The 22350-nt window shown below is 64.0% G+C and carries 16 protein-coding genes and 1 pseudogene; 6 read left to right on the top strand and 11 right to left on the bottom strand.

Annotated features, from left to right (window positions below):
- Window positions 1–168 precede the first annotated feature (168 nt).
- Window positions 169–1044 (top strand): hypothetical protein, encoded by an 876-nt coding sequence (locus CCZ28_RS23410; RefSeq protein ID WP_140221116.1) that lies wholly within the window; start codon window positions 169–171, stop codon window positions 1042–1044.
- A gap of 6 nt (window positions 1045–1050) precedes the next feature.
- Here CCZ28_RS23410 and CCZ28_RS23405 read toward each other — a convergent pair whose 3' ends face one another.
- The 4 genes from CCZ28_RS23405 to CCZ28_RS23390 all read right to left on the bottom strand — a co-directional run bounded on the left by CCZ28_RS23405 (window position 1051) and on the right by CCZ28_RS23390 (window position 6893).
- Complete coding sequence (locus CCZ28_RS23405; RefSeq protein ID WP_205894616.1) at window positions 1051–1632, bottom strand: biliverdin-producing heme oxygenase; 582 nt, start codon at window positions 1630–1632, stop codon at window positions 1051–1053.
- 27 nt (window positions 1633–1659) lie between these two features.
- Window positions 1660–4071 carry a response regulator gene (locus CCZ28_RS23400; RefSeq protein ID WP_140221115.1) on the bottom strand — a complete coding sequence of 804 codons (2412 nt, stop codon included), beginning with the start codon at window positions 4069–4071 and terminating at the stop codon, window positions 1660–1662.
- Window positions 4072–4173: 102 nt separating this feature from the next.
- Complete coding sequence (locus CCZ28_RS23395) at window positions 4174–4635, bottom strand: response regulator (protein WP_140221114.1); 462 nt, start codon at window positions 4633–4635, stop codon at window positions 4174–4176.
- An 8-nt stretch (window positions 4636–4643) separates the two neighbouring features.
- Window positions 4644–6893 carry an ATP-binding protein gene (locus CCZ28_RS23390; RefSeq protein ID WP_140221113.1) on the bottom strand — a complete coding sequence of 750 codons (2250 nt, stop codon included), beginning with the start codon at window positions 6891–6893 and terminating at the stop codon, window positions 4644–4646.
- Between the two features lie 212 nt (window positions 6894–7105).
- Here CCZ28_RS23390 and CCZ28_RS23385 point away from each other — a divergent pair.
- A pseudogene (locus CCZ28_RS23385) lies at window positions 7106–8110 on the top strand (alpha/beta fold hydrolase).
- A 250-nt stretch (window positions 8111–8360) separates the two neighbouring features.
- Here CCZ28_RS23385 and CCZ28_RS23380 read toward each other — a convergent pair.
- The 3 genes from CCZ28_RS23380 to CCZ28_RS23370 form a co-directional block, all read right to left on the bottom strand.
- On the bottom strand, window positions 8361–13208 hold the full coding sequence (locus CCZ28_RS23380; RefSeq protein ID WP_140221112.1) for an NAD-glutamate dehydrogenase: 4848 nt from the start codon (window positions 13206–13208) through the stop codon (window positions 8361–8363).
- A gap of 192 nt (window positions 13209–13400) precedes the next feature.
- Complete coding sequence (locus CCZ28_RS23375) at window positions 13401–13610, bottom strand: SlyX family protein (protein ID WP_140221111.1); 210 nt, start codon at window positions 13608–13610, stop codon at window positions 13401–13403.
- Window positions 13607–14023 carry an HIT domain-containing protein gene (locus tag CCZ28_RS23370; protein WP_140221110.1) on the bottom strand — a complete coding sequence of 139 codons (417 nt, stop codon included), beginning with the start codon at window positions 14021–14023 and terminating at the stop codon, window positions 13607–13609. The genes CCZ28_RS23375 and CCZ28_RS23370 overlap by 4 nt, the downstream gene beginning before the upstream one ends.
- A 374-nt stretch (window positions 14024–14397) precedes the next feature.
- On the opposite strand from CCZ28_RS23370, the gene CCZ28_RS23365 reads away from it, so the two are divergent.
- Window positions 14398–15750, top strand: a complete 1353-nt coding sequence (locus CCZ28_RS23365; protein ID WP_140221109.1) for an OprD family porin — start codon at window positions 14398–14400, stop codon at window positions 15748–15750.
- Between the two features lie 141 nt (window positions 15751–15891).
- Window positions 15892–17598 carry a proline--tRNA ligase gene (locus CCZ28_RS23360; RefSeq protein ID WP_140221108.1) on the top strand — a complete coding sequence of 569 codons (1707 nt, stop codon included), beginning with the start codon at window positions 15892–15894 and terminating at the stop codon, window positions 17596–17598.
- A gap of 17 nt (window positions 17599–17615) precedes the next feature.
- Here the strand turns inward: CCZ28_RS23360 and CCZ28_RS23355 are convergent, their stop codons facing one another.
- The gene (locus tag CCZ28_RS23355; protein ID WP_140221107.1) at window positions 17616–17900 is read right to left on the bottom strand and encodes an acylphosphatase; all 285 of its coding nucleotides are present in this window, start codon (window positions 17898–17900) and stop codon (window positions 17616–17618) included.
- Window positions 17897–19150 (bottom strand): YihY family inner membrane protein, encoded by a 1254-nt coding sequence (locus tag CCZ28_RS23350; protein WP_140221106.1) that lies wholly within the window; start codon window positions 19148–19150, stop codon window positions 17897–17899. The genes CCZ28_RS23355 and CCZ28_RS23350 overlap by 4 nt, the downstream gene beginning before the upstream one ends.
- A 91-nt stretch (window positions 19151–19241) precedes the next feature.
- Between CCZ28_RS23350 and arsC the strand changes: the two genes are divergently transcribed.
- Window positions 19242–19595 carry an arsenate reductase (glutaredoxin) gene (gene arsC / locus CCZ28_RS23345; RefSeq protein WP_140221105.1) on the top strand — a complete coding sequence of 118 codons (354 nt, stop codon included), beginning with the start codon at window positions 19242–19244 and terminating at the stop codon, window positions 19593–19595.
- Window positions 19592–20191, top strand: a complete 600-nt coding sequence (wrbA, locus tag CCZ28_RS23340) for an NAD(P)H:quinone oxidoreductase (protein WP_058766781.1) — start codon at window positions 19592–19594, stop codon at window positions 20189–20191. Before arsC ends, wrbA begins: the two co-directional genes overlap by 4 nt.
- Before the next feature lie 15 nt (window positions 20192–20206).
- Here the strand turns inward: wrbA and hda are convergent, their stop codons facing one another.
- Entirely contained in the window at window positions 20207–20911 is a 705-nt protein-coding gene (gene hda, locus CCZ28_RS23335; protein ID WP_058760591.1) for a DnaA regulatory inactivator Hda, read from the bottom strand.
- 97 nt (window positions 20912–21008) lie between these two features.
- Window positions 21009–22088 carry a DUF2066 domain-containing protein gene (locus CCZ28_RS23330; protein WP_140221104.1) on the bottom strand — a complete coding sequence of 360 codons (1080 nt, stop codon included), beginning with the start codon at window positions 22086–22088 and terminating at the stop codon, window positions 21009–21011.
- Window positions 22089–22350 lie beyond the last annotated feature (262 nt).

Genomic DNA, 22350 nt, shown 5'->3' with positions numbered 1-22350 from the left:
AATCGGAAAGCACGCATTATACAGGCTTGCCACGCGCCATATGTCGCTCCTCCCGAAGTCGAGCGGTCGGTCGTGCAAGAGATCGTACCTTTCGGGAATCATTTGACGATAATACGGTCACTGGCACGTTAAGATCGGTCCGTAGTTCCTATCCGCCCGGGAGACCCCATGAGCAACAATGCCAACCTCCTGGGCAGCCCCTGGTCGTCACTGGCCCTGCACCTGCATCCTTCACTGGCCAGCCGCCGCATCCAGCGCTATCTCGAACGCCTGGCCAGCACCTTCACGCCGCTACCCACACCAAAAGACAGTCTTTGGTGGGATGACGGCCATCCGCTGCATCTGCTGCATGGCCTGCCCCGCGCCGCCTTGTCCGGTCCGGTGCAGGAGATCAAGGACACTGCCCACGCCCTGCTGAGCCAGTTGGTGGTAGCCGATACCCTGGCGTTGCACACCTTCGATCTGCGCGCGCTGGACGGCCTTTGCCAGCGTCTGCCCGAGGTGCCGCTGGAGGCGGCGGTACATTTGGAGGACCTGGCCGCGTTACCCGCCGCCCGGGAGCAGGTGCGGATCATCGGCTATCGTGATTTCCAGGCGGCGCTTTACCGGGCGCTGCCGCGACTGTCGGCCGAGCAACCGCTGAAGCTGCGTCAGGCGAGCTGGCGTGGCTCCCGCTTCTTCCTCGAGAACGAAGCGCCCACTACCCTCGCCCTGGCCAGCATCGTGGCCTATGCGCGCATCCGCGGCATCGCCGTCGAGGTGCCGGCACAGGTCCAATGTCTACGCCTGGACCACCAGGCCATTGATCGCCTACAGGCTGCCTTCGCTCTGTACGCCTTGCCCAATGCGGTCTGGAATCACCCGGACTTCATCCAGGTGCTGCTGGGTCTCAAGCTCGACTATGCGCGCCTGCCCTTGCCGGCGCCGGGCCAGGATCTGGAGTGGCTGCTGCTACCGAACACGGTGGCGAGCGCCCGGGTCCTCGGTGACATTCTCGGCCGCCTGGGCGCAGCCGAGGTCATTGGCTACCTCGAGAAGCTGTAGCCTGACTCAGGACGCAGCGACCGCGCCTGCTGCAACCGGAGAATGCTGCAGTCCCGCCGCCAGAAAGACCTCGAAGGCCAACCGCTGGCCGGCCAACATCCCCGGATGCAGCGCCGGATCGCTTCCAGCCTGATCCAGTCGTTCCAGAAACTGTGGCCAGGCCGCCTTGGGCGGAACATGGCCGAGGTAGCCACGCGCCTCGCGCACGGCCTCGTCGGTACTTTCTCCGGCATGCCGATCCAGCAGGCGCGATCCCAGACGAGACCCCTCCAGGACATAGGCGACGCCCCAGCACTCGCCCTCGTCGAGGGTCCGCTTGATCGCTACGGGTGCCGGTTGGACGGCATCCAGGCGCTGCAGATCGTCGCCCAGCACCACCGTCCGCCGGCGCTCCGCCCAGTCGGGCAGCAGGCGCTGGATACCGGAACGCTCCAGCAGTGCCTCCAGCCCCATCAACGCCTGGGCATGTGCCTGCAGGAAGGCGACGTAGTGCGGCCTGGTCTGGAGCTGGTAGTGGCCGAAGGTCGTATCGACCTGCTGGTGGAGGGCGACGCCTTCGGCGCGCAGCATTTCACGGATGGTGGACACGCAAATACCTCGACTCGAAAGGCATCTTCAGGCAGGCGAAGGCTGGGGCTTGTCGCCACGCAGCGCGGCCTGCAGTCGAGCTGCCAGGTCCGCCTCGCGAAAAGGCTTGGGAACGATGAATGACTGTTCGGGATCGAGTTCGCCCAGTTCGGCGTATCCCGTGATGAAGACGACGGGCAAGCGCGGCAACCGCTTGCGCACCTGCCGGGCCAGCTCGGCGCCATTCATGCCCGGCATCGCGAAGTCGGCCAGCAGCAGGTCGATCTGCGGATCGCGCTCCAGCGCGCTCAGGGCGGCGAACCCGTTGCTGGCCTCCACCACCTGGTAGCCCAGGTCGGCCAGCAACGCGGCGGTCACGTTGCGTACCGCGTGGTCGTCATCGACCAGCAGGATGCGCCGCTCGGCGGCCTGTTCGTCGCGTCCCGGAGCCGGCTGACCCTCGGGAGCCACAGCATCGTCCGCAGCCGTGCGCGGCAGATAGACCATGACCGTCGTACCGGTCCCCATCTGGGTTTCGATCCGCACGCCGCCACCGGACTGCTTGGCGAAGCCGAATACCTGGGCCAACCCCAGGCCCGAACCCTTGCCGACTTCCTTGGTAGTGAAGAACGGCTCGAAGGCCTTGGCCAACACCTCTTCGCTCATGCCCGTGCCGGAGTCCTGCACGGCCAGCAGTACGTATTCGCCGGGCTCGGGCTCCTCAGGGCGCTCCGGCGGCTCGCTGATGACCTGATTGGAGGTGCTCAGCCGCAGGGTACCGCCCACGGCCATGGCATCCCGGGCGTTGATCGCCAGGTTGAGGATGATGAGTTCGATCTGCGTGGGGTCGACCAACGCATGCCAGCAATCGGCGCGCAGGTGGGTCTCGATCCAGACACTGCCGCCCATGGTGCTGCGCAGCAATTCGAGCATGCCCTCGACCGTCTCGTTGAGCTTGACCGGCTTGGGCGCGAGGCGCTGACGCCGGGAGAACGCCAGCAGCTGGGCGGTGAGCTTGGCGCCCCGCTCCCCGGCTTCGCGAATGTTCTGCACGCGGCCTTGCGTCTTTTCGCTGGCCTCCAGGCGGGCCAAGTCGCGTTCGAGGAAGCTGGCGCTGCTGAGCACCACCGTGAGTAGATTGTTGAAGTCATGGGCCACGCCGGCGGTGAGCTGACCGACCGCTTCCAGGCGCTGCATCTGTTGCAGGGTGGCTTCCACCCGCTCCCGCTCGTCGATCTGCTCGCGCAACTGGCGGTTGGCCGCCGCCAGCTCCTCCATCGCCAGGACTTCGGAGGAGATGTCCCGGCCCGAGCAATAGGTCATGCCGGCATCCGGCACCGCCGTCCAGGAGATCCAGCGATAGCTGCCATCGCGATGGCGAATGCGGTTGATGAAGCGCTGGCTGGCCGCGCGCTTGACCAGTTGCTGGAGCTCGTTGTCAGTCATGCCCCGCTCGTCGGGGTGTACCAGCTCGAGCAGCGAGGAGTTGAGCAGGTCTCCCCGTGACCAGCCCAGGTTGTCCTCCCAGGCGGGATTGAGCGCCATCAGGATGCCGTCCGGCTTGCACACCAGCAGCAGATCCCGGGTGAGATCCCAGGTCCGGTCCCGTTCGCGGGTACGCTCCTCGACACGCTCGCCGAGACTGACGTTGAGGCGTTCGAGCTTTTCCGCGGCATCGCGCTGCTGGGTGATGTCGAGCATGACGCCCAGGAAGCGCGTGCAGACCCCGGCGTCGAAGAAGGGTTGACCGCGGGTTTCGACCCAGCGCTGGGTGCCGTTGTCGAGGCTAATGCGGTACTCGCTGCGGTAGTCGTCGTCGCGCTCGTCGGAGCCGGCTTGGCGGACGGTATCGAGAAAACGCGCGAGACCCTCTGCGCCGCACAGTCGCTCGAACGTCTCCAGGTCAACCACCGCATCCGCGGGCAAGCCGAACATGGCTTTGCAACGCTCATCCCAGAGCAGAGTCCGGCTGGCCGGGAGGTATTCCCACATGCCGAGTCGGGAGGCGTCCATGGCCAGGCGCGAGCGGACCTCGAGACTGTGCAGCGCTTCTTCCGCACGGCGCCGCTCGCGGCGCTCGTGCACCACCAGCAGCGCCCGCTCGACCGCCTTGGCCAGCAGTTCCATGCTCTGCTTGAGCACGTAGTCGTTGGCGCCCAGCCGCATCATCTCGACCGCATGCACCTCGCCGAAGATGCCCGAGACGAAGATGAACGGCGTTCCCGGTGCCAGGGCCCGTGCCACGCGCAGGGCCTCGGCCCCGGAAAATCCGGGCAGGATGATGTCCGAGAGGATGATGTCGTAGGTCTGTTGGCTCAGGGCCAGGGTAAGGCCGGTGCGCTCATAGACGATCTTCGACTGCAGCTCGAATCCATGGCGCTCCAACTCGATCAGGATCAGCTCCGCATCGAGCTTGCTGTCTTCTACCAGCAGGATCTTGATCTGTTTGCAGAGAGGCATAAACGGGCGTCGGCCTTGAATCTGTTCGCTCAGCGGAGCCGGGCCGCGGATGTCTACCTGCCGCGGATCATTGGCTGGGGATGCAGCGATCTCGCTCACCGGTCAGCGGCCAGTCCGCCGAGTGACGCGTCGCGACCCTGGCGGCGGCTCGTTGAGCACAGCCCAGAATACGCCGAGATCGCTGATGGCGGCGACAAAATCGCGAAATTCGACCGGCTTGACCACGTAGGCATTCACCCCGAGTTCGTAGGCCTTCTCGAGATCGGGCTCCTCGCGTGAAGAGGTCAACATCACCACGGGGATGCTGCACAGCTCCTGGGTATCGCGGACCAATTCGAGCACTTCGAGGCCATCGACCTTGGGCAGCTTGAGATCCAGCAGCATCACGGCGGGATTGCCCGGCTCACGGCCGGCATAGGCTCCGCGGCGTAGCAGGTAGTCGACCGCCTCGGCACCGTCACGCAGCACCACGACATCGTTGGCCAACTGGCTACGTTCCAGAGCCACCAGGGTGAGCTCCAGATCGTGCGGATTGTCTTCGACCAGCACAATGGGTTTGAGCATGAACAAAACTACCTTTTGTGTACCGGCGACGGTCGTTGTTTGGGTAAGGCGAAATAGAAGGTAGCGCCCTCGCCCACGGCGCCTTCGGCCCAGACGCGGCCGTCATGACGTTCGATGATGCGACGCACGCTGGCCAGGCCAATGCCGACGCCCTCGAATTCGTCGACATGGTGCAGACGCTGGAAGACCCCGAACAGCTTGCCCACGTAATCCATATTGAAGCCGACGCCGTTGTCACGCACGAAGACGATGTCCTCGGACTCGCTCGGCTGGGTGCCGATTTCGATCACTGCGGGATCCGCGTAGCGACTGTACTTGATGGCATTGGCCAGCAGATTGCGCAAGGCGAGATGGACGAAGGCCGCATCGGCGATCACCACGGGTAAATCGCCAACCCGCCACTCCACCTGGCGATCGGCATAGTCCGGCGCCATCTCTTCGCGGATGGCCTCCACCAGCGCCGTGAGGTTCACGTCGGAATAGCGGATCGCGGCCCGGCCCATCTGCGAGAAACTCAGCAGGTTATCGACCAGGCTACCGGCGAAACGGGCGGAGGAACCGATGTTCTCGAGGAAGCGCCGCCCCCGCTCGGACAGCTTGCCGCCCTCGATATCGCCGAGCAGCTCGGCATAACCGGCGATGTGACGCAACGGTGCTCGCAGATCGTGGGACACGCTGTAGGAGAAGGCCGCCAACTCCTTGTTGCTGCGCTGCAGTTCTTCGGCCAGCTCGGCCATCTCTTCCGCCTTGCGCAGCACGATACCGCGGACCGCACTGCGTAATTCGAGCGCACTCTCCACTTCCAGTGCCGACCAGGGCAGCGAAAAGCCACGCACGGTCTCCTGCCAGAGCACGAAACTCTGCCGCGGCGAGAGCCGGCCGTCGTCGCTCTCCTGCTTGGTTGGGCGCCCAGCCCAGTTCACCACCTGGACGAGTTCGGCGCGGAACCAGATCAGGTAGTGGGAATGCAGCTCGGAGATGGGTACGGCGAGAACGCCAGCGGCATACTGGGCCAGCTTGGGCAGCTCGGCGATGTCCTTGGCCACGTTGTCGGTCGCATAGTGATCCTTGACGTTGGTCGACAACCACTCGATCAACTCGTCTACCTGTTCACGCGGCGGCGTCTGACCGATCAGTTCGGTGCCATCCGAGGAAATGATGGCCGCGCCCTGGGCCCTGGCGAAATCCAGATAGACCTGCGGCAGGTCGAGCAGGCCCTGACAGACGCTGTCGCGATCCGCCATGCTCGACAGCAGTTGCACCATGGACTGGCGCAAGGCGAGACGTCGGTCGGACTCGGCATGGGTCTCGGCGGCGTCAAGTTGCAGGGACAGCACCCGGCCGAACAGCTCGCAGGCGGTGCGCGTCTGGAAGGACACTCGCTGCGGCTGGCGATCATGGCAGAGCACCAGCCCCCAGAGCCGGTCGCCGACCACAATGGACACGGACATCGAGGCCAGGGTCCCCATGTTCCTCATGTACTGCAGGTGCACCGGCGATACGCTGCGCAGGTGGGCGAAGCTCAGGTCCAATGGCTGGCCTGTCAGCGGATTGTCTTGCGGCTGCAACGGCGAGGGCTGGTAGTAGGCATTACCGATCACCCGGATGCGGTTGGCCAGATACAGCCGCCGCGCCTGGGCGGGGATGTCCGATGCCGGAAACCTCAGGCCCAGGTAGCTGGGCACGCCCGGATCACGCTCCTCGGCCAGTACCTGACCGTGACCGTCTTCGTCGAAGCGATAGATCATGGCGTGATCGAAGCCAGAGATGCGCTTGGCCTCGTGGACCGCCAGCTTGGCGATGGCCTCGACCGTTTCCGCCTGATGCAGTTGTTCGATGAACACCCGCACCATGGGATACAGGGTATTGAGGCCCAGACTGCTGTCCACCGGCGCCTCGAATTCGACGATCAGCACCTTTTCGAAGCGGTGCATGAACAGGGCGAAGACCTGGTCCCGCGGACCGAGGGTCACATCTCCCAGATAGGAAGGGTTCTGCTCTTCCTGATCCAGCGCCGCGATCATGGCGGGCAGATCCATACGCGGCAGCAATTCACCCAGGGTTCGACCGAGCACCTCTTCCACCGCCACACCCAGGTACTCGCGCACGTTGGCGCTGGCCTGGACGATGCGCAGATCCGGCTCTTCCACGGCGAACAGGAAGCCATGCTCCTGAATACTGCCGGGAATATGGATCGGCTCATTGGCGCAGTCGGCCAGTGCATCGGGCTGCGTCGTGGAAGGGGACTCAAGCGCCAAACCGGAAACCTCATGTAATCGGAAAGAAGCGCATGAAGGAGGTGCGCATGAACGAAAAAGCGTCCTGCCAGCCTATCAGACCCGACACGGGAGGCGAAGCGATACGGCATGAATCCTCGCTTCGACATCGACTGCGACACAACGGCCGGGACCGATCTGGAATCTTCGTCGGCGCCACCCGGTCGGAGCTGTTTTAGGATCGGATCTCGCCCATGTCCCTGCGTCTCGCTCTGCCACTGGCCGCCCTGCTCGCAAGCCCGCTCGTCGTGGCTGCCACTGCCTACGGTGAACGCCTGGAAGGTTTCGACTATGACTTCCCGGTGCGGCAATTCGCCTTCCAGTCCCAGCAGCAACCGCTGGAAATGGCCTATCTTGACGTAGCGCCCACCGGTCGGGCGAACGGCCGTACAGTGGTCCTGCTGCACGGCAAGAACTTCTGCGCCGGCACCTGGGCGGACAGCATTCGCACGCTGAGCGCCGCCGGCTATCGCGTGGTCGCGCCCGATCAGATCGGCTTCTGCAAATCCACCAAGCCGGCGCATTATTAATACAGCTTCCAGCAATTGGCGGCGAACACCCACGCCCTGCTCGACCATCTGGGTATCGCCAAGGTCACCCTGATCGGCCATTCGACGGGCGGTATGTTGGCGACCCGCTACGCCCTGCTCTATCCGGATACCACCGAACAACTGGTGCTGGTCAATCCCATCGGCCTGGAAGACTGGAAGGCGCTGGGCGTGCCCTATCGCAGCGTGGACCAGTGGTACGCACGGGAACTGAAAACCTCGGCGGCGGGCATTCGCGACTATGAACGCACCACCTACTATGCGGGCCAATGGTCACCGCGCTACGAGCGTTGGGTAGACATGCTGGCAGGCCTCAATGCAGGCCCGGGCAAGCAAAGGGTCGCCTGGAACTCGGCACTGCTCTACGACATGATCTACACCCAGCCAGTGGTGTACGAATTCGACCAGCTGCACATGCCCACCCTGCTGCTGATCGGCCAGCGCGACACCACCGCCATTGGCAAGGACGCGGCGCCACCAGAGGTGAAGGCACGCCTGGGCCACTACCCGGAACTGGGCAGAGCCGCAGCCAAGCGCATTCCCCATGCGACCCTGGTGGAATTCGACGACCTCGGCCACGCCCCCCAGATGCAGGCGCCGGAGCGTTTCCATCAGGCACTGTTGCAGGGCTTGCAAGCGCTGGCCAAGTAGCGCGCCCTCTCCTTTGCGCAAAGAAAAAGGCAGCGCACCTCAGGTACGCTGCCCTTTCATCACCTAGCTAGGTTCTGTACGAAAAATGCCTACGCTCGGTGATGCTTCGTTGAAAAAGGCTTCGGAATGCTCATTTACCACTCGTAAACTCCGCTTCCTCAGCCTTTTTCGCCTCGCCTGACCTTCGCTCGGCGACTTTTCGTACAGAACCTAAGGCGCTATCGATAGCCAGCGATAGCGCCGCCCCAGGTCAGGCGCTGCTGCTGGCCAGGTCCGCCAGTTCACGACTGGCAACGCTGTACATCGCATAGTCCTGACCACTGGCGTTACGCAGATCCACCAGCAGACCACGCCAGCGTTCCACCGCCGCCCGATGCTGCTCCAGCCACAGCGACAGCCGCGCCTCCGGATCGCTGGAGGCTTCGCCCAGATTGAGCATGCCAATGGTGATGGAGCGCTGCTGTACGTCCACCTCGTCGCGGAAGGCCTCGCGAGCCAGCGCCTGCCAGGCGTTGGCGACCGGCAGCTGGTTGAGCTGCTGCTGATACCAGGTCAGATCCAGCACATCGCCCGCCGCGAACCAGGTGGCGGCTACTTCCAGCGGATCCTGGGCGGTGACGTCCGCCGCCTGGATCACCGGCAGCAGAGTATAGATGTGGTTGGTCCCGGCCACGACCCGCGCCAGCAACTCGGGCACGCCCGCCTCGGTATAGGCCCGGAAGCGCTCTTCCCAGTCCTGGCGCGGCTCCCCCTGCAACAGTTCGTCCAGGCGCACCCCCAGTGCCGCGATGCGCGGCCCGAAGAAGGCCGCTGCGGCCCCGGCATCCAGGCCGCTGCGGTGACTGCGCAGGAACCAGCGGGTAGCCCGCCGCCCCAGGCGCATCAGCTCGCTCATGAGGCGCAGTTGCAACTCGGCCGGCACCAGGTGATCCAGGGCTTCCACCTGCCGCCACCAGTGCGGCAGGTGCAGGACATCGCGCATGACCACGTAGGCCCGGGCGACATCCGCGGCGCTCATGCCGGTGGATTCGCGCAGGCGCTGCACGAAGGTAATGCCCATGTGGTTGATCAGGTCGTTGGCGATCTGGTTGGCGACGATCTCGCGCTTGAGGCGATGCCGTGCCATCGCCTCGGGGAATTGCTCGGTGAGCCGCTTCGGGAAGGCCCCCTGCATATCGCGCGCGAGATAGTCGTCGTCCGGTACCGAGGAGGCGAGCAACTGCTCCTTGAGATCGATCTTGCTGTAGGAGATCAGCACCGACAGTTCGGCCCGGGTCAGGCCCTGTTCCTTGGCCGCGCGCTCGGCCAGCACCTCGTCGCTGGGCAGGAATTCGAGGGTGCGGTCCAACTTGCCACGGCCTTCGAGATCCACGATCAGCCGCTGGTACTCGGCCAGATGGGTGCGCGCCCGGTATTCGGCGAGGGACAGCGCACCGGTCTGCATATAGTTGTTGGCGACCACCAGCTCGCCGACTTCGTCGGTCATCTCCACCATCAGGGTGTTGCGCTGCTTGACGGTCATGTCGCCCGCGGAGACCACGTCGCCCAGCAGGATCTTGATGTTGACCTCATGGTCGGAGCAGTCCACGCCGCCGGCGTTGTCGATGAAGTCGGTGTTGCAGGCACCGCCATGCAGACCGAATTCCACCCGCGCCAGCTGACTCATGCCCAGGTTGCCACCCTCGCCCACCACCTTGGCGCGCAGGTCGCAGCCATCCACCCGCAGGGCGTCGTTGGCCTTGTCGCCGATGTCGGCGTGGCTTTCGAAGCTGGCCTTGACATAGGTGCCGATGCCGCCATTCCAGATCAGGTCCACGGGCGCCTTGAGCAGCGCATGGATCAACTCGTTGGGCGTCAGGTGATCGGCCTGCAGAGCGAAGCGCGCCTTCATCTCGGGGCTGATGGCGATGCGCTTGGCGCTGCGCGGGAAGATGCCGCCGCCCTGAGAGATCAGACTGGCGTCGTAGTCGGTCCAGCTGGAGCGCGGCAGGTTGAACAGTCTCTCGCGTTCGACATAGCTGCGCTCGGCGTCCGGATTAGGATCGATGAAGATGTGCAGGTGGTTGAAGGCCGCCACCAGTTGCAGACTGCGCGACCGCAGCAGACCGTTGCCGAAGACGTCGCCGGCCATGTCGCCGATGCCCAGCACCGTCACCGGATCGGTCTGCACATCGATACCGCGCTCGCGGAAGTGGCGCTGCACGCTGACCCAGGCGCCACGGGAGGTGATGCCCATCTTCTTGTGGTCGTAACCCGCCGAGCCACCGGACGCGAAGGCGTCGTCGAGCCAGAAGCCATAGTCACGCGCGATGCCGTTGGCGATGTCGGAAAAGGTCGCGGTGCCCTTGTCGGCCGCCACCACCAGATAGGGATCGTCATGGTCGTAGCGCACCACCGCGGCAGGCGGTACTACCTCCCCCTCCTTCAGGTTGTCGGTGATGTCCAGCAGGCCGCTGATGAAGGTGCGGTAGCAAGCGATGGCCTCGGCCTGGATGTCATCGCGCGAGCCGCCCGTCGGCAGGCGGCGGGGTACGAAGCCACCCTTGGCGCCCACCGGCACGATCACCGAGTTCTTCACCTGTTGCGCCTTGACCAGGCCGAGCACCTCGGTGCGGTAGTCTTCCTCGCGATCCGACCAGCGCAGGCCACCGCGGGCGACGTTGCCGAATCTCAGATGCACCCCTTCCACCCGCGGGCTGTAGACGAAGATCTCGTAGCGCGGCACTGGCCGCGGCAACTCGGGAATGGCCTTGGGATCGAGCTTGAAGCTGAAGTAGGCCTTGGCCTTGCCGGCGGCGTCGGGCTGGAAGACGTTGGTCCTCAGGGTCGCCTTGATCAGATCCAGGTAGCGCCGCAGGATGCGGTCCTCGTTGAGCACCGCGACGTCGTCGAGCGCGCTGAGGATGGCCTGCTCCAGGCGCTGCTGCTTGTCGTCCAGGTCTTCGCTGGTCATGCGCCGTGCCAGGTAGAACTTCATGCGGAACAGCCGCACCAGTTCCCGGGCGATGTCGACGTGGGCGTTGAGGGTGGCGGCGATGTAACCGATGTCGAAGCCGATACGAATCTGCTTCAGATAACGGGCATAGGCACGCAGCACCGCCACGTCACGCCAAGGCAATCCGGCGGTGAGCACCAGGCGGTTGAAGCTATCGTTTTCCGCCTGGCCTTCCACCACCTGGACGAAGGCGTCCTGGAAGGTGTCGTTGAGCTGTTGTAGATCCAGCTCCAGACCTGCCACGGTGGTGAAGGCGAAATCATGGATCCAATAGCGGCGACCGTTGCGATGCCGCAGCTCGTAGGGGAATTCACCGAGCACGCGCAAGCCGAGGTTTTCCAGAATCGGCAGCACATCCGACAACGCCAGGGGCGTATCGGCGTGGTAGAGCTTGCAATGCAGGATGTTGTCGCCGGTCTGGGTCAGCGGCTGGTAAAAGCCCATGGCCAGGCTGCGCTCGTCGCTCAGGGCCAGCAGATGGCGCATGTCCACCACCGCCAGGTGCGGGGCGAAGCGCTCGCGATAACCGGCCGGGAAGCCCAGCGGGTAGTCGGCCAGGATGGAGGTGCCCTGGGCTTCGCCGAAGCTGTCCACCATCAGGCTGGCGAAGTCATCCTTCCAGCTGCGGCAGGCCTGCACCATCTCCTGCTCCAGACGCGCCGGATCGGCGTCCTGTGGCTGTAGCGGATCAACGCGCAGGATGAACTGCACCCTGGCCAGCACCGATTCGGAGAAGAAGGTCCAGAACTCGCAGTCGGTGCCATGCAGGCGATCCATGAGGATCTGCTGCATGCGCTGGCGAACTTCGGTGGAATAGATGTCACGTGGCACATAGGCCAGGCAATAGAAGAACTGGCCATAGGGATCGCGGCGCAGGAAGACGCGCACCTTGCTGCGCTCCTGAATCTGCACGATGGCCATGGCGGTACTGAACAGCTCGTCCACCGGGGTCTGGAACAGATCGTCCCGGGGCAGGCCTTCGAGAACCTGGGCCAGCTCCTTGCCCAGGTGGGCACTGCTGTCGAAGTCGGCGCGGCGCCGTACCTCGTCGACCTTGCGGCGGATGTAGGGAATCTCGCGCACGCTGTCGTTGTAGACACTGGAGGTATAGAGCCCCATGAAGCGATGCTCGCGTACCACCCGGCCACTGGCATCCACTTCCCGCAGCGAAACGAAATCGGGATAGGCCGGCCGGTGCACGCGACTGGGATCGGCGGCCTTGGCGAAGGACAGCAGCACCGGCTCGCGCAGGTAACGCAAGGGCTCGCCGGAAAGGCTCACCGCGGCGGTCTCGGGACGGCCACGCAGACGACGCGACAGGCCTAGCAGGGAGTCGGCGGCATAGCGTTGCACCGCCGTCTCGCCCTCCCCTTCAATGGTGAACTCTTCATAGCCGAGAAAGGTGAATCGGTCGTTGCGCAGCCAGTCGAGGAAGGCCTTGACCTCAGCCAGCTCGCCCTCTTCGACGCCCACCGGACGCTCGTCCAGCCAGACCAGCACGTCGGCGACCTTGGCCTTCATGGCGGCGAAGTCTCCCACCGCCAGCTCTACCTCGCCGAGGATCTCCCGTAGCGCCGCCTCCAGTGCGCGCAGCTCAGTGGCGGTCCCGCAGCGATCGATCTCGAGGAACATCAGCGCCTCGCGCGTGACTCCCTCGCCGTGTTGCCCCTTGGGCAGCAACTCGACCAGGCGACCCTCGGCGTCCCGTCGCACGCTGAGCACGCTGTTTTGTAGGGTATGGACGCTGTAGCCCTGACGATTGAGTTCCATGCGCACCGAATCCACCAGGAACGGCGAATCCGCATGCAGCACCTCGACCACGGTGTGGCTCGATTGCCAACCATGCCGCTCGTAATCCGGATTGAACACCTGTACCCGCGGCTCCTGGGGCTCGAAGACATCCAGCAGTCGCCAAGCCGACAGCACACAACCGACCAGATCGGAAAGACGGCGCTGGGTCAGTTCCTCCAGCGGGACGATACCGAAGAACTGGGCAGTGAAAAGCTCCAGTTGGCCGAGGGTAGTCCCTTCGACATGGGTCGCGAGGGCATTCTTGAGTTGTTGTTGGAAATCCGCTTGGCTGGCAGCGGTGAAAAACGCCATAACCGTACTCCGTCCTGAAGGTGCTGTGGGCTTCGCTCCGCAGAGGACAGGCCTCTCCCGGAGCGAGTTCCACAGGGGACGAGGCCGGACTGCACCAAAAAAGTGCAACAATGCAGTAGCGCTAGAGTAGCCGCCAACGGCGAGCACGCACGTACGCCATGGCGACAACAAGATTCAGCTGCGGACCGGGTCTCAGTAGTGCGGTGGCGGTGCCTCATCCGGCGAACCACCACCACCCGCGGTCTGCAATTCGGCCTGGCGCTCCGCCAGTATCCGGATCTGGGCGGCATAGCGATCCAAGGCTTTCTGCTGCTCGACGATGACGTCATTGAGCGCCTGGATGGTGTCATCCTGAAAGGCCTGCCGTATCTCGAGTTCGGCGATACGTTCTTCGAGCGTCATGCCTGCATCTCCCGTTCGAGCAAGGCCCGCCAACGACCCACCGCTTCTTGTCCTGCTTCATCAGCATAGGGCTCACGGGGTGAATGTCCCCAGACAGGCCCTGGCCACGCCGGGTCTTCCTCGCAACGCAGGACCAGATGCACATGCAATTGTCTGACGACGTTACCCAAGGCCCCGACATTCAATTTGTAACCCGGCTGTGCGTTACGCAACACCTGAGCCACAAGTGTCACTTCTTGCCACAGTTGTTGCTGATCATCCGGTGCCAGGTCGAGGAACTCGGTAACACCCTCTCTGTGCGGCACCAGTACCAGCCAGTCATAACGGCGATCGTTCAGTAGCAAAACCTGGCAGAGCCTCAAGGACGCCACTTCCAGGGTATCGCCAACCAGTCGTGAATCGAGTTGGAACATCTCATCTCCTGCCAAATCCAGCCCGCACTAAAATTGTGCAGAATTGTTGGTTAGTGAAACCTTCAGTGTCATAAAGGTGCAACACCCCTTGCTAAAACTCTTGCTTACGACTTGGTGAACGCGAATGGCAGAAGGCGCAGCGTTGCAAGCGGTGATTTGTGCACGCTTTTTGCTATGACGATTTCCGTGCAAAGACCGATCAGGCCGGGAACTCTTAAGGACGTTTCTTAAGAGGAGTGGCTAATTCGTCGATTCGATGCAATTTTTTGATAAAACCTATCGCCTCTCCAAGAGAGGTGCTATATGTGCCGCCATTAGAACAAACAGCCACGGCTGACACGATGGCTGATCCTCAACCCAAAGGAGCATTTCTGATGCAAGCGATGAAGTGGAGCGTTATCGCCCTGGCAGTAGCCGCAGGGACCACTCAAATGGCATTCGCCGATCAACAGTCCGAATCCAAGGGCTTCGTTGAAGACAGCACGCTGAATCTGCTGAACCGTAACTACTACTTCAACCGCAGCACCGCAGTTCGTGAGCGCAACGCCCAGGGCGCCAAGCAAGCTCACGATCCCCGTAGCTGGTCGCAAGGCTTTCTGCTGAATTATGCGTCTGGCTTTACTCAAGGCACCGTCGGCGTTGGTGTCGATGCATTCGGTTACCTGGGCTTGAAGCTTGACGGTGGTGCAGGTCATGCTGGCAGCGGCAACCTGCCTACCGAAAATAACGGCTCCCAGAAAGACGAATACTCCACCGCTGGCGCTGCCGTTAAGATGCGTGTCTCCAACACCGTACTGAAGTACGGCAATTTGCAGCCCACCTCTCCGGTCTTCGCCGTAGGTGGCAGCCGTCTGTTTCCGCAGACCGCTACCGGCTTCATGCTGACTAGTGAAGAAGTCAAGAACCTGTTCCTGGAAGCCGGCTACTTCACTGCTGCGCGTGACCGTACCGACACCTACCACGATGGTAACCTAGGTGCAGCGTACGCCTCTGGCTATACCGCCGGCTACGGCGACTACCTGGGTGGCAAGTACAATTTCAACGATCAGCTGAGCGCGTCGCTGTACTACGGTCGCCTGGAAGATCTGTGGAATCAGTACTATGGCAACTTGAATTATGTTCAGCCGCTAAGCGCCAACCAGTCGCTGACCTTCGACCTGAACTACTACTACTCGAAGGACGCAGGCAGCGCCAAGCTGGGTGACTTCACCAACAATGCCTTCTCGCTGGCCGCTGCTTACAGCATCGACGCCCACACCTTTACCCTGGCCTATCAGAAGGTCAACGGTGACACTCCGTTCGACTATGTCGCAGCAGGTGGAAAAGGCACGAATACCGGTAGTGGTGGCGACAGTATCTTCCTGGCAAACTCGGTCCAGTGGTCCGACTTCAACGCACCTGGCGAGAAATCCTGGCAGGCTCGTTACGACCTGAACATGGCTACTCTGGGCGTTCCTGGCCTGAGCTTCATGGCTCGTTATATCTACGGTTCCGGCATTGACGCCCCGAGCATCAACACCGCCTACGCCGGCTTCTACGAAGATGGTGACAAAGAGCGCGAGACCGACGTCGAAGTCAAGTACAAGATCCAAAGTGGTCCGGCCAAGGATCTGTCCTTCCGCGTTCGCCAGGCCTGGCACCGTGGTGATGCCAGCACCGGCACTGGTGGTAGCGGCACCATCAACGAGTTCCGCCTGATCACCGAGTACCCGCTGAGCATCCTGTAAGGTACAGCGCTTCTCGTACGATCCAACAGCCCGGCGAATGCCGGGCTGTTGCTTTTCCGGCCTAGACCGACTCCCTGTACGCCCTGCCCCACCCCGCCGTACAATGCCGGTCCCGTCTCGATGCCGACAGACCGCCTAGCCATGCGTACCAGTCACTTCCTGCTGTCCACTCTCAAAGAAACTCCTTCCGATGCCGTGGTGATCAGCCACCAGTTGCTGCTGCGCGCCGGCATGATCCGCAAGCTGGCCTCGGGTCTCTATACCTGGCTGCCGCTGGGCCTGCGCGTGCTGCGCAAGGTGGAAGCCGTGGTCCGCGAGGAAATGAACGCCACCGGTGCCCTGGAAGTGCTGATGCCGGCGATCCAGCCGGCCGAGTTGTGGCAGGAGTCCGGTCGCTGGGAGCAATACGGCCCCGAGCTGCTGCGCCTGAAGGATAGGCACCAGCGTGATTTCTGCGTGGGTCCGACCCACGAGGAAGTCATCACCGATCTGATGCGCAACGAGCTGAACAGCTACAAGCAGTTACCGATCAACCTGTACCAGATCCAGACCAAGTTCCGCGACGAGATCCGTCCGCGCTTCGGCCTGATGCGCGGTCGCGAGTTCGTGATGAAGGATGCCTACTCCTTCCACCTCAACCAGGCTTCGCTGCAGGAAACCTACGACGCCATGTACCAGGCGTACTGCAACGTCTTCAGCCGCCTGGGCCTGAACTTCCGTCCAGTGCAAGCGGACAATGGCTCCATCGGCGGCAGCGGCTCCCACGAATTCCACGTGCTGGCCAGTTCCGGTGAGGATGACATCGCCTTCAGCGACAGCTCCGACTACGCGGCCAACATCGAAAAGGCCGAGGCCCTGCCGCGGGAAACCGCCCGTGGCGCCGCTACCGAGGAGCTGCGTCTGGTCGATACCCCCGAGACCAAGACCATCGCCGATCTGGTGGAAAAATTCGGCCTGGCCATCGAGAAGACCGTGAAGACCCTGGTGGTCCGCGGTGCCGAGGAAGGCAAGCTGGTCGCCCTGGTGGTGCGCGGCGATCATGAACTCAACGAGATCAAGGCGGCCAACCTGCCTGAGGTGGCGAGCCCCCTGGTATTCGCCACCGAGCCCGAGATCCGTGCCGCCATCGGCGCGAGCCCCGGCTCCCTGGGCCCGATGAACCTGCCGATTCCCTGCATCGTCGATCGCTCGGTCGCCCTGATGAGCGACTTCGGCATCGGCGCCAACCAGGAAGACAAGCACTACTTCGGCGTCAACTGGGAGCGTGATCTGCCGCTGCCGCAGGTCGCCGACCTGCGCAACGTGGTCGCCGGCGATCCGAGCCCGGATGGCAAGGGCACCCTGGTGATCAAGCGCGGCATCGAAGTGGGCCACATCTTCCAACTGGGCACCAAGTACAGCGAGGCCATGAAGCTGTCGGTGCTGGGTGAAGAAGGTAAGCCGACCACCCTGACCATGGGTTGCTACGGCATCGGCGTATCCCGTGTGGTAGCCGCCGCCATCGAGCAGAACCACGACGAGCGCGGTATTCGCTGGCCGGCCGCCCTGGCGCCCTTCCAGGTCGCCCTGGTACCGATGAAATACGAAAATGCCGCGGTCAAGGAAGCCACGGATCGCCTCTATGGCGAACTGAAGGCAGCAGGCTTCGACGTGCTGCTGGATGACCGGGACAAGAAGACCAGCCCCGGCGTGAAGTTCGCCGACATGGAGCTGATCGGCATCCCCCATCGCCTGGTGGTGGGTGAGCGCGGCCTCAACGAGGGCGTGGTCGAGTACAAGGGCCGTACCGACAGCGACAGCCAGAATATCGCCCTGGCCGAGATCGTCAGCTTCCTCAAGGCTCGTTAAGGGCTACCGAATCCAGGTCAGGCGTTCGCACGCCTGACCTGGAAATCGGGGAAATCTTCCGGCGCGCCCTCTTCCAGCGCTACTCCGGTCACCTGCGCTGCTGCAGGCCCCTGCCAGAGCCAGCTCTCCAGCTCGGTCAGCGCCTCGGCCGACCCTTCCAGATGGCACTCCACCCGGCCATCGGCCAGATTTCGCACCCAGCCCGTGACGCCTAGTCGTTGCGCCTCTTGCCGGGTACTTTCGCGATAGTAGACACCCTGTACCCGACCGCTGATCAGGGCATGGCGCGCCAGTGTGGTCATCGTCTCGCGGCTCCGCTTTCGTCCAGTGGCGGCGCGACCCGCAGCCAGTGCGCCACGCTGCCACCCAGCAACTCGCGACGTTCCGCCTGCAGGCGCACGAAGGCCTCCTGCAGCAGCGGATACCAATCCCCGGGAAAGCGTTCGGCCGCCGGCCAGCAGTCTGGCGCCGGGGGTGCCCAGGGCGCGCGGTCCAGCAGATCCAGCAAGGCGTAGCCATGCAGGTCGCGGCACAGTACCCAATGGCCGCTGTCGTTCTGGCACACCAGGCGCTCCTGCTGGAGAAAGGCCAGCACCGCATGCCACTCGTGTTCCGGCAGTTTCCAACCGGCGTCGTGCAGGCGGCCCAGATGCAGACTGGAGCCAATCTGCTGTCGCTCCAGGAAGGCCCGCAGCACGGCGAGCAGGACGAAGAATTCCGGCAGCGGTGCTCGTCGCCAGTGATGGGTGGTGGACAGGCTGCAGACCACCTCCGCGCCCAGCAGCACGATTAGCCAGCAGACGTAGATCCACACCAGGAACAGCGGCACCGTGGCGAAGGCACCATAGATCAGTTGGTAGCCGGGGAAATAGAAGACATAGAGTCCGAAGAGACTCTTGGCCGCCTCGAACAGTACGCCCGTCAAGGCGCCACCGATCAGGGCGTGACGCAAGGGCACCCGGGTATTGGGCACGGCGGCGTACATCAGGGTGAAGGCGGCGATGCTGAACAGCAGGGGCGTGACCTTGAGCAGGACCTGGGCGCCCGACATGCCGTAGGAACCGAAGACCAGGGCCACCGAGGCCAGGTAGGTGCTCATGGCGAAGCCGGCGCCCAGTAGCAGCGGGCCCAGGCTGAGCACCGCCCAGTAGAGCAAGAAACTGGATACCCCACGGCGCGGGATGCGCACGCGCCAGATGTCGTTGAAGGTCTTTTCCACCGTCACCAGCATGAAGAACGAGGTCACCGCCAACAGGGCGACACCGAGCCAGGTCAGGTGCCGCGCCTGCTCGATGAAGTTGCGCAGGTATTCCTCCAGTGTCGCTCCGGTGGAGGGTACGAAGTTGCGGAAGATGAAGGCCTGGATCTGGACCTCCGTGCCCTGGAAGGCGGGAATCGCCGAGAGCATGGCGAAGGTCACGGTCATCACCGGGACCACGGCGAACAGGGTGGTGTAGGTCAGGGCTGCGGCGTTGTTCGGCGCGCGGTCCTCGATGAAGCGCTCGGCGAGATAGCGAACGAAGGACAGCAGTTCACGCAAGCGGGCCGACATTGGCGGTTCCTCGAAAGGCACGGTCAAGGGCTGGCGCGACGCTCCCCGCCAACCCGCTACAATGGGCATCTTACCTTCTATGGATCAGCCCATGAGTGAAATCGTCCTCTATCACAATCCGCGCTGCTCGAAATCGCGCGAGGCCTTGGCGCTGCTGCAAAGCCGCGAGCTAGCCGTGTCCGTGGTGCCTTACCTGGATACGCCGCCGGACGCCGGGCAACTGCGCGAGCTGCTCGCCAAGCTGGGCATCGGGGCACGCCAGTTGCTGCGTACCGGCGAGGACGCCTATCGCGAGTTGCATCTCGCCGACCCGGCGCTGGACGAAGACGCCCTGATCGCAGCCATGGTCGCCCACCCCCGCCTGATCGAGAGACCCATCGCCGTGCACGGCGAGCGCGCCGTCATCGGTCGTCCCCCCGAGCGTGTCCTGGAGATCCTGCAATGACCCCCGAAGCCTACGTCCTGGTGCTCTATTACAGCCGCCATGGCGCCACCGCCGAGATGGCACGCCAGGTCGCCCGTGGCGTGGAGATGGGCGGCCTGAGCGCTCGCCTGCGCACCGTGCCGGCGGTATCCGCCGAGTGCGCCGCCGTCGCCCCGGCAGTGCCCGAACAGGGCGCCGTCTACGCCACTCTCGACGACCTGCGTGACTGCGCGGCGCTCGCCCTGGGCAGCCCCACGCGCTACGGCAACATGGCCGCGGCCATGAAGTATTTCCTCGATGGCACCAATAGCCTTTGGTTGACCGGCGCCCTGGTGGATAAGCCCGCCGGGGTCTTCACCTCCACCGCCAGCTTGCACGGCGGCCAGGAGAGCACCCTGCTGTCCATGGCGCTGCCGCTCCTGCACCACGGCATGCTCATCACCGGGCTGCCCTATAGCGAAAGCGCCCTGTTGGAAACCAAGGGCGGCGGCACGCCCTATGGGCCGAGCCATTTCGCCGGGGCCGATGGCAAGCGGGCGCTGGACGAGCAGGAAATCGCCCTGTGCCGGGCACTGGGCAAGCGCCTGGCGACCCTGGCCGGCAAGTTGAGGGGCTAAGGGCAACCGGCGCGGCTACCAGCCCATAATTTCCTTGACGAAGGGAATGGTGAGCTTGCGCTGTGCCTGCAACGACGCCTGATCCAGGCGTTCGAGCATGTCGAACAAGGCGTCCATGCTGCGGGTATTGCGCGAGAGGATGAAGCGACCGACTTCCTCGGTCAGGTGCAGCCCGCGACGCGAGGCGCGCAGTTGCAGGGCGCGCAACTTGTCTTCGTCGGATAGCGGACGCAACTGGAAGACCAGCGCCAGGGTCAGGCGCGACTTGAGGTCGGCCAGTTGCACCGGCAGTTGCCGTGGCGACGCCGTACTGGAGATGAGCAATCGCTTGCCGGCATCGCGCAGGCGATTGAACAGGTGGAAGAGTGCCTCTTCCCAGCGCCGCTGGCCGGCCAGGGCATCGAGATCGTCGAGGCAGACCAGCTCGCATTGTTCGAGATTGTCGAACAGCTCCACGCCATAGTCGGCCAGCTCACCCATGGGCAGATAGATGGCGCGCTCGCCCAGCTCTTCCAGGCGATGGCAGGCGGCCTGCATGAGATGACTGCGGCCGGCACCCGCGCCGCCCCAGAGGTAGATCAGACTTTCCGTCCAGCCGGCGTCGGCGTCGCACAGGCGCTCGACATAGCCAAGCGCCGCGGCATTGGCACCCGGGTAATAGTTGACGAAGGTGGCGTCGTCACGCAGACGAATACCCAGGGGCAGCTGTAAAGGCATCATGCCGACTCGAACGGCTCTTGGCGGTTTCGCGAGGGCGCCAAGTCTAACCAAAACCCAGCCCCCTCGCAGCTGCCACGTCAGCGATAGAGCGGCGTCCTCATGGCCAGCGGAAATACAGGGTGGTGCGCCCGCTCGGCGCCGGCTGGGCGGCAGGTACCGTCGGTGCGGCATTGGCATCCACTGGCGTACCCGACGCTGCTGGCATAGGGGCCGCTGGAGCGGCTGGTGCGGCGGCGGGTTGCAGACCGGCGAGGCCGAGCTGAGCCTGCAGTTGGTCGGGGTTGGCGGTGAGGTCGTAGGTCAGCTGGGTCCCCTCGACCTTCACCAGCAGGCTCGACAGGGGTTCGAGCACCTTCTGCAATTGGGCATAGCGTTCGAAGTTGGAGTTGTCGGCCACCAGGGTGAGCGGCTCGGTGGTCCCCGGACGGGAGACGAATTTCTTCGACAGGCGGGAGGCGACATCCTGCAGGACGGCAGCTGCCAGGGCGTCCTGGTCGGCCGCCTGGCTGCTGCCCTGCTCGACGGCACCACCGTTCCACAGCCGCCACTGGGCCTGCCAGCCGTTGCCCTGGGGCTTGGCATGCACGGCCAGCAGCGCATTGGCGCCATAGCGCTCGGAGGCCTGGCGCAGGACAGTAGGATCGCTGGCGTCGATATTGGCGGCGGTACCCGCCAATTGCTCGTTGAGATCGGCCAGCGGCAGACGGATCGGCAGACCGGCGCTCTGGGCGCCACGCTGCACACTGGCACTGGCCGGTTGGCCGTCGCCCAGCAGGGTGGCGCCGCCATCGGCGTCGTTGAGCCACCAGACCATCACCACCGGGCGATTGGCGCCCCAGACCGACAGGCCGGCCTGGCCGAGGGCGCGCTCGGTGGCGGCCGGATCGAAGTTGACCACCAGCACCTGCGGCGGGCCGGCATCGTAGCCGTATTGCGTGATGAGGGACTCCGGTGCCGCCAAGGCACTGGCGAGAGCGGGAGTCTGGGCAGACTGGGGATTGCCGGTCAGGCGCACCACCAGTTCCTGCAGGGCACGCTTGAGGGCGGCGTTGCGCTCGTCCGGCTGTTGCGAGGTCACGGGCTCGCGGACCTGGTAGAGGTTGTCCACCACCTCGGCATGGGCGAACGGGCTCAGGACCAGCAGCGAGGTGAGCAACGAAAGGACGAGACGGCGCATGGCGATTCCATAGAAGGGGCAAGGGGCATACCTTAAAAGCCGCCTGCCCCCTGGGCAAGGGCGCGGCTATCACGAGGGCGCGCCAAGCGGGCGAAGACACAGGCAGTCAGGCTCAGACCACGGCGCACCGGCCAGGTGCCCGCTCGCGCCAGACCGGAGGCCACGGCATGCCGCGTGCTTTGGCACGGCTTCTGGTAAAATCGCCCGCCTCATCGCCGGCTGGCGCCAGCCGGCTCGTTTCGCCATTCGCTAAAGGCCAGGA

Origin of the sequence: Pseudomonas oryzihabitans, from assembly GCF_006384975.1 — a bacterium.
Taxonomy (GTDB): Bacteria; Pseudomonadota; Gammaproteobacteria; order Pseudomonadales; family Pseudomonadaceae; genus Chryseomonas; species Chryseomonas psychrotolerans_B.
The sequence above is the reverse complement of the archived record's forward strand: the minus strand, read 5'-3'. Positions and strand labels throughout refer to the sequence as shown.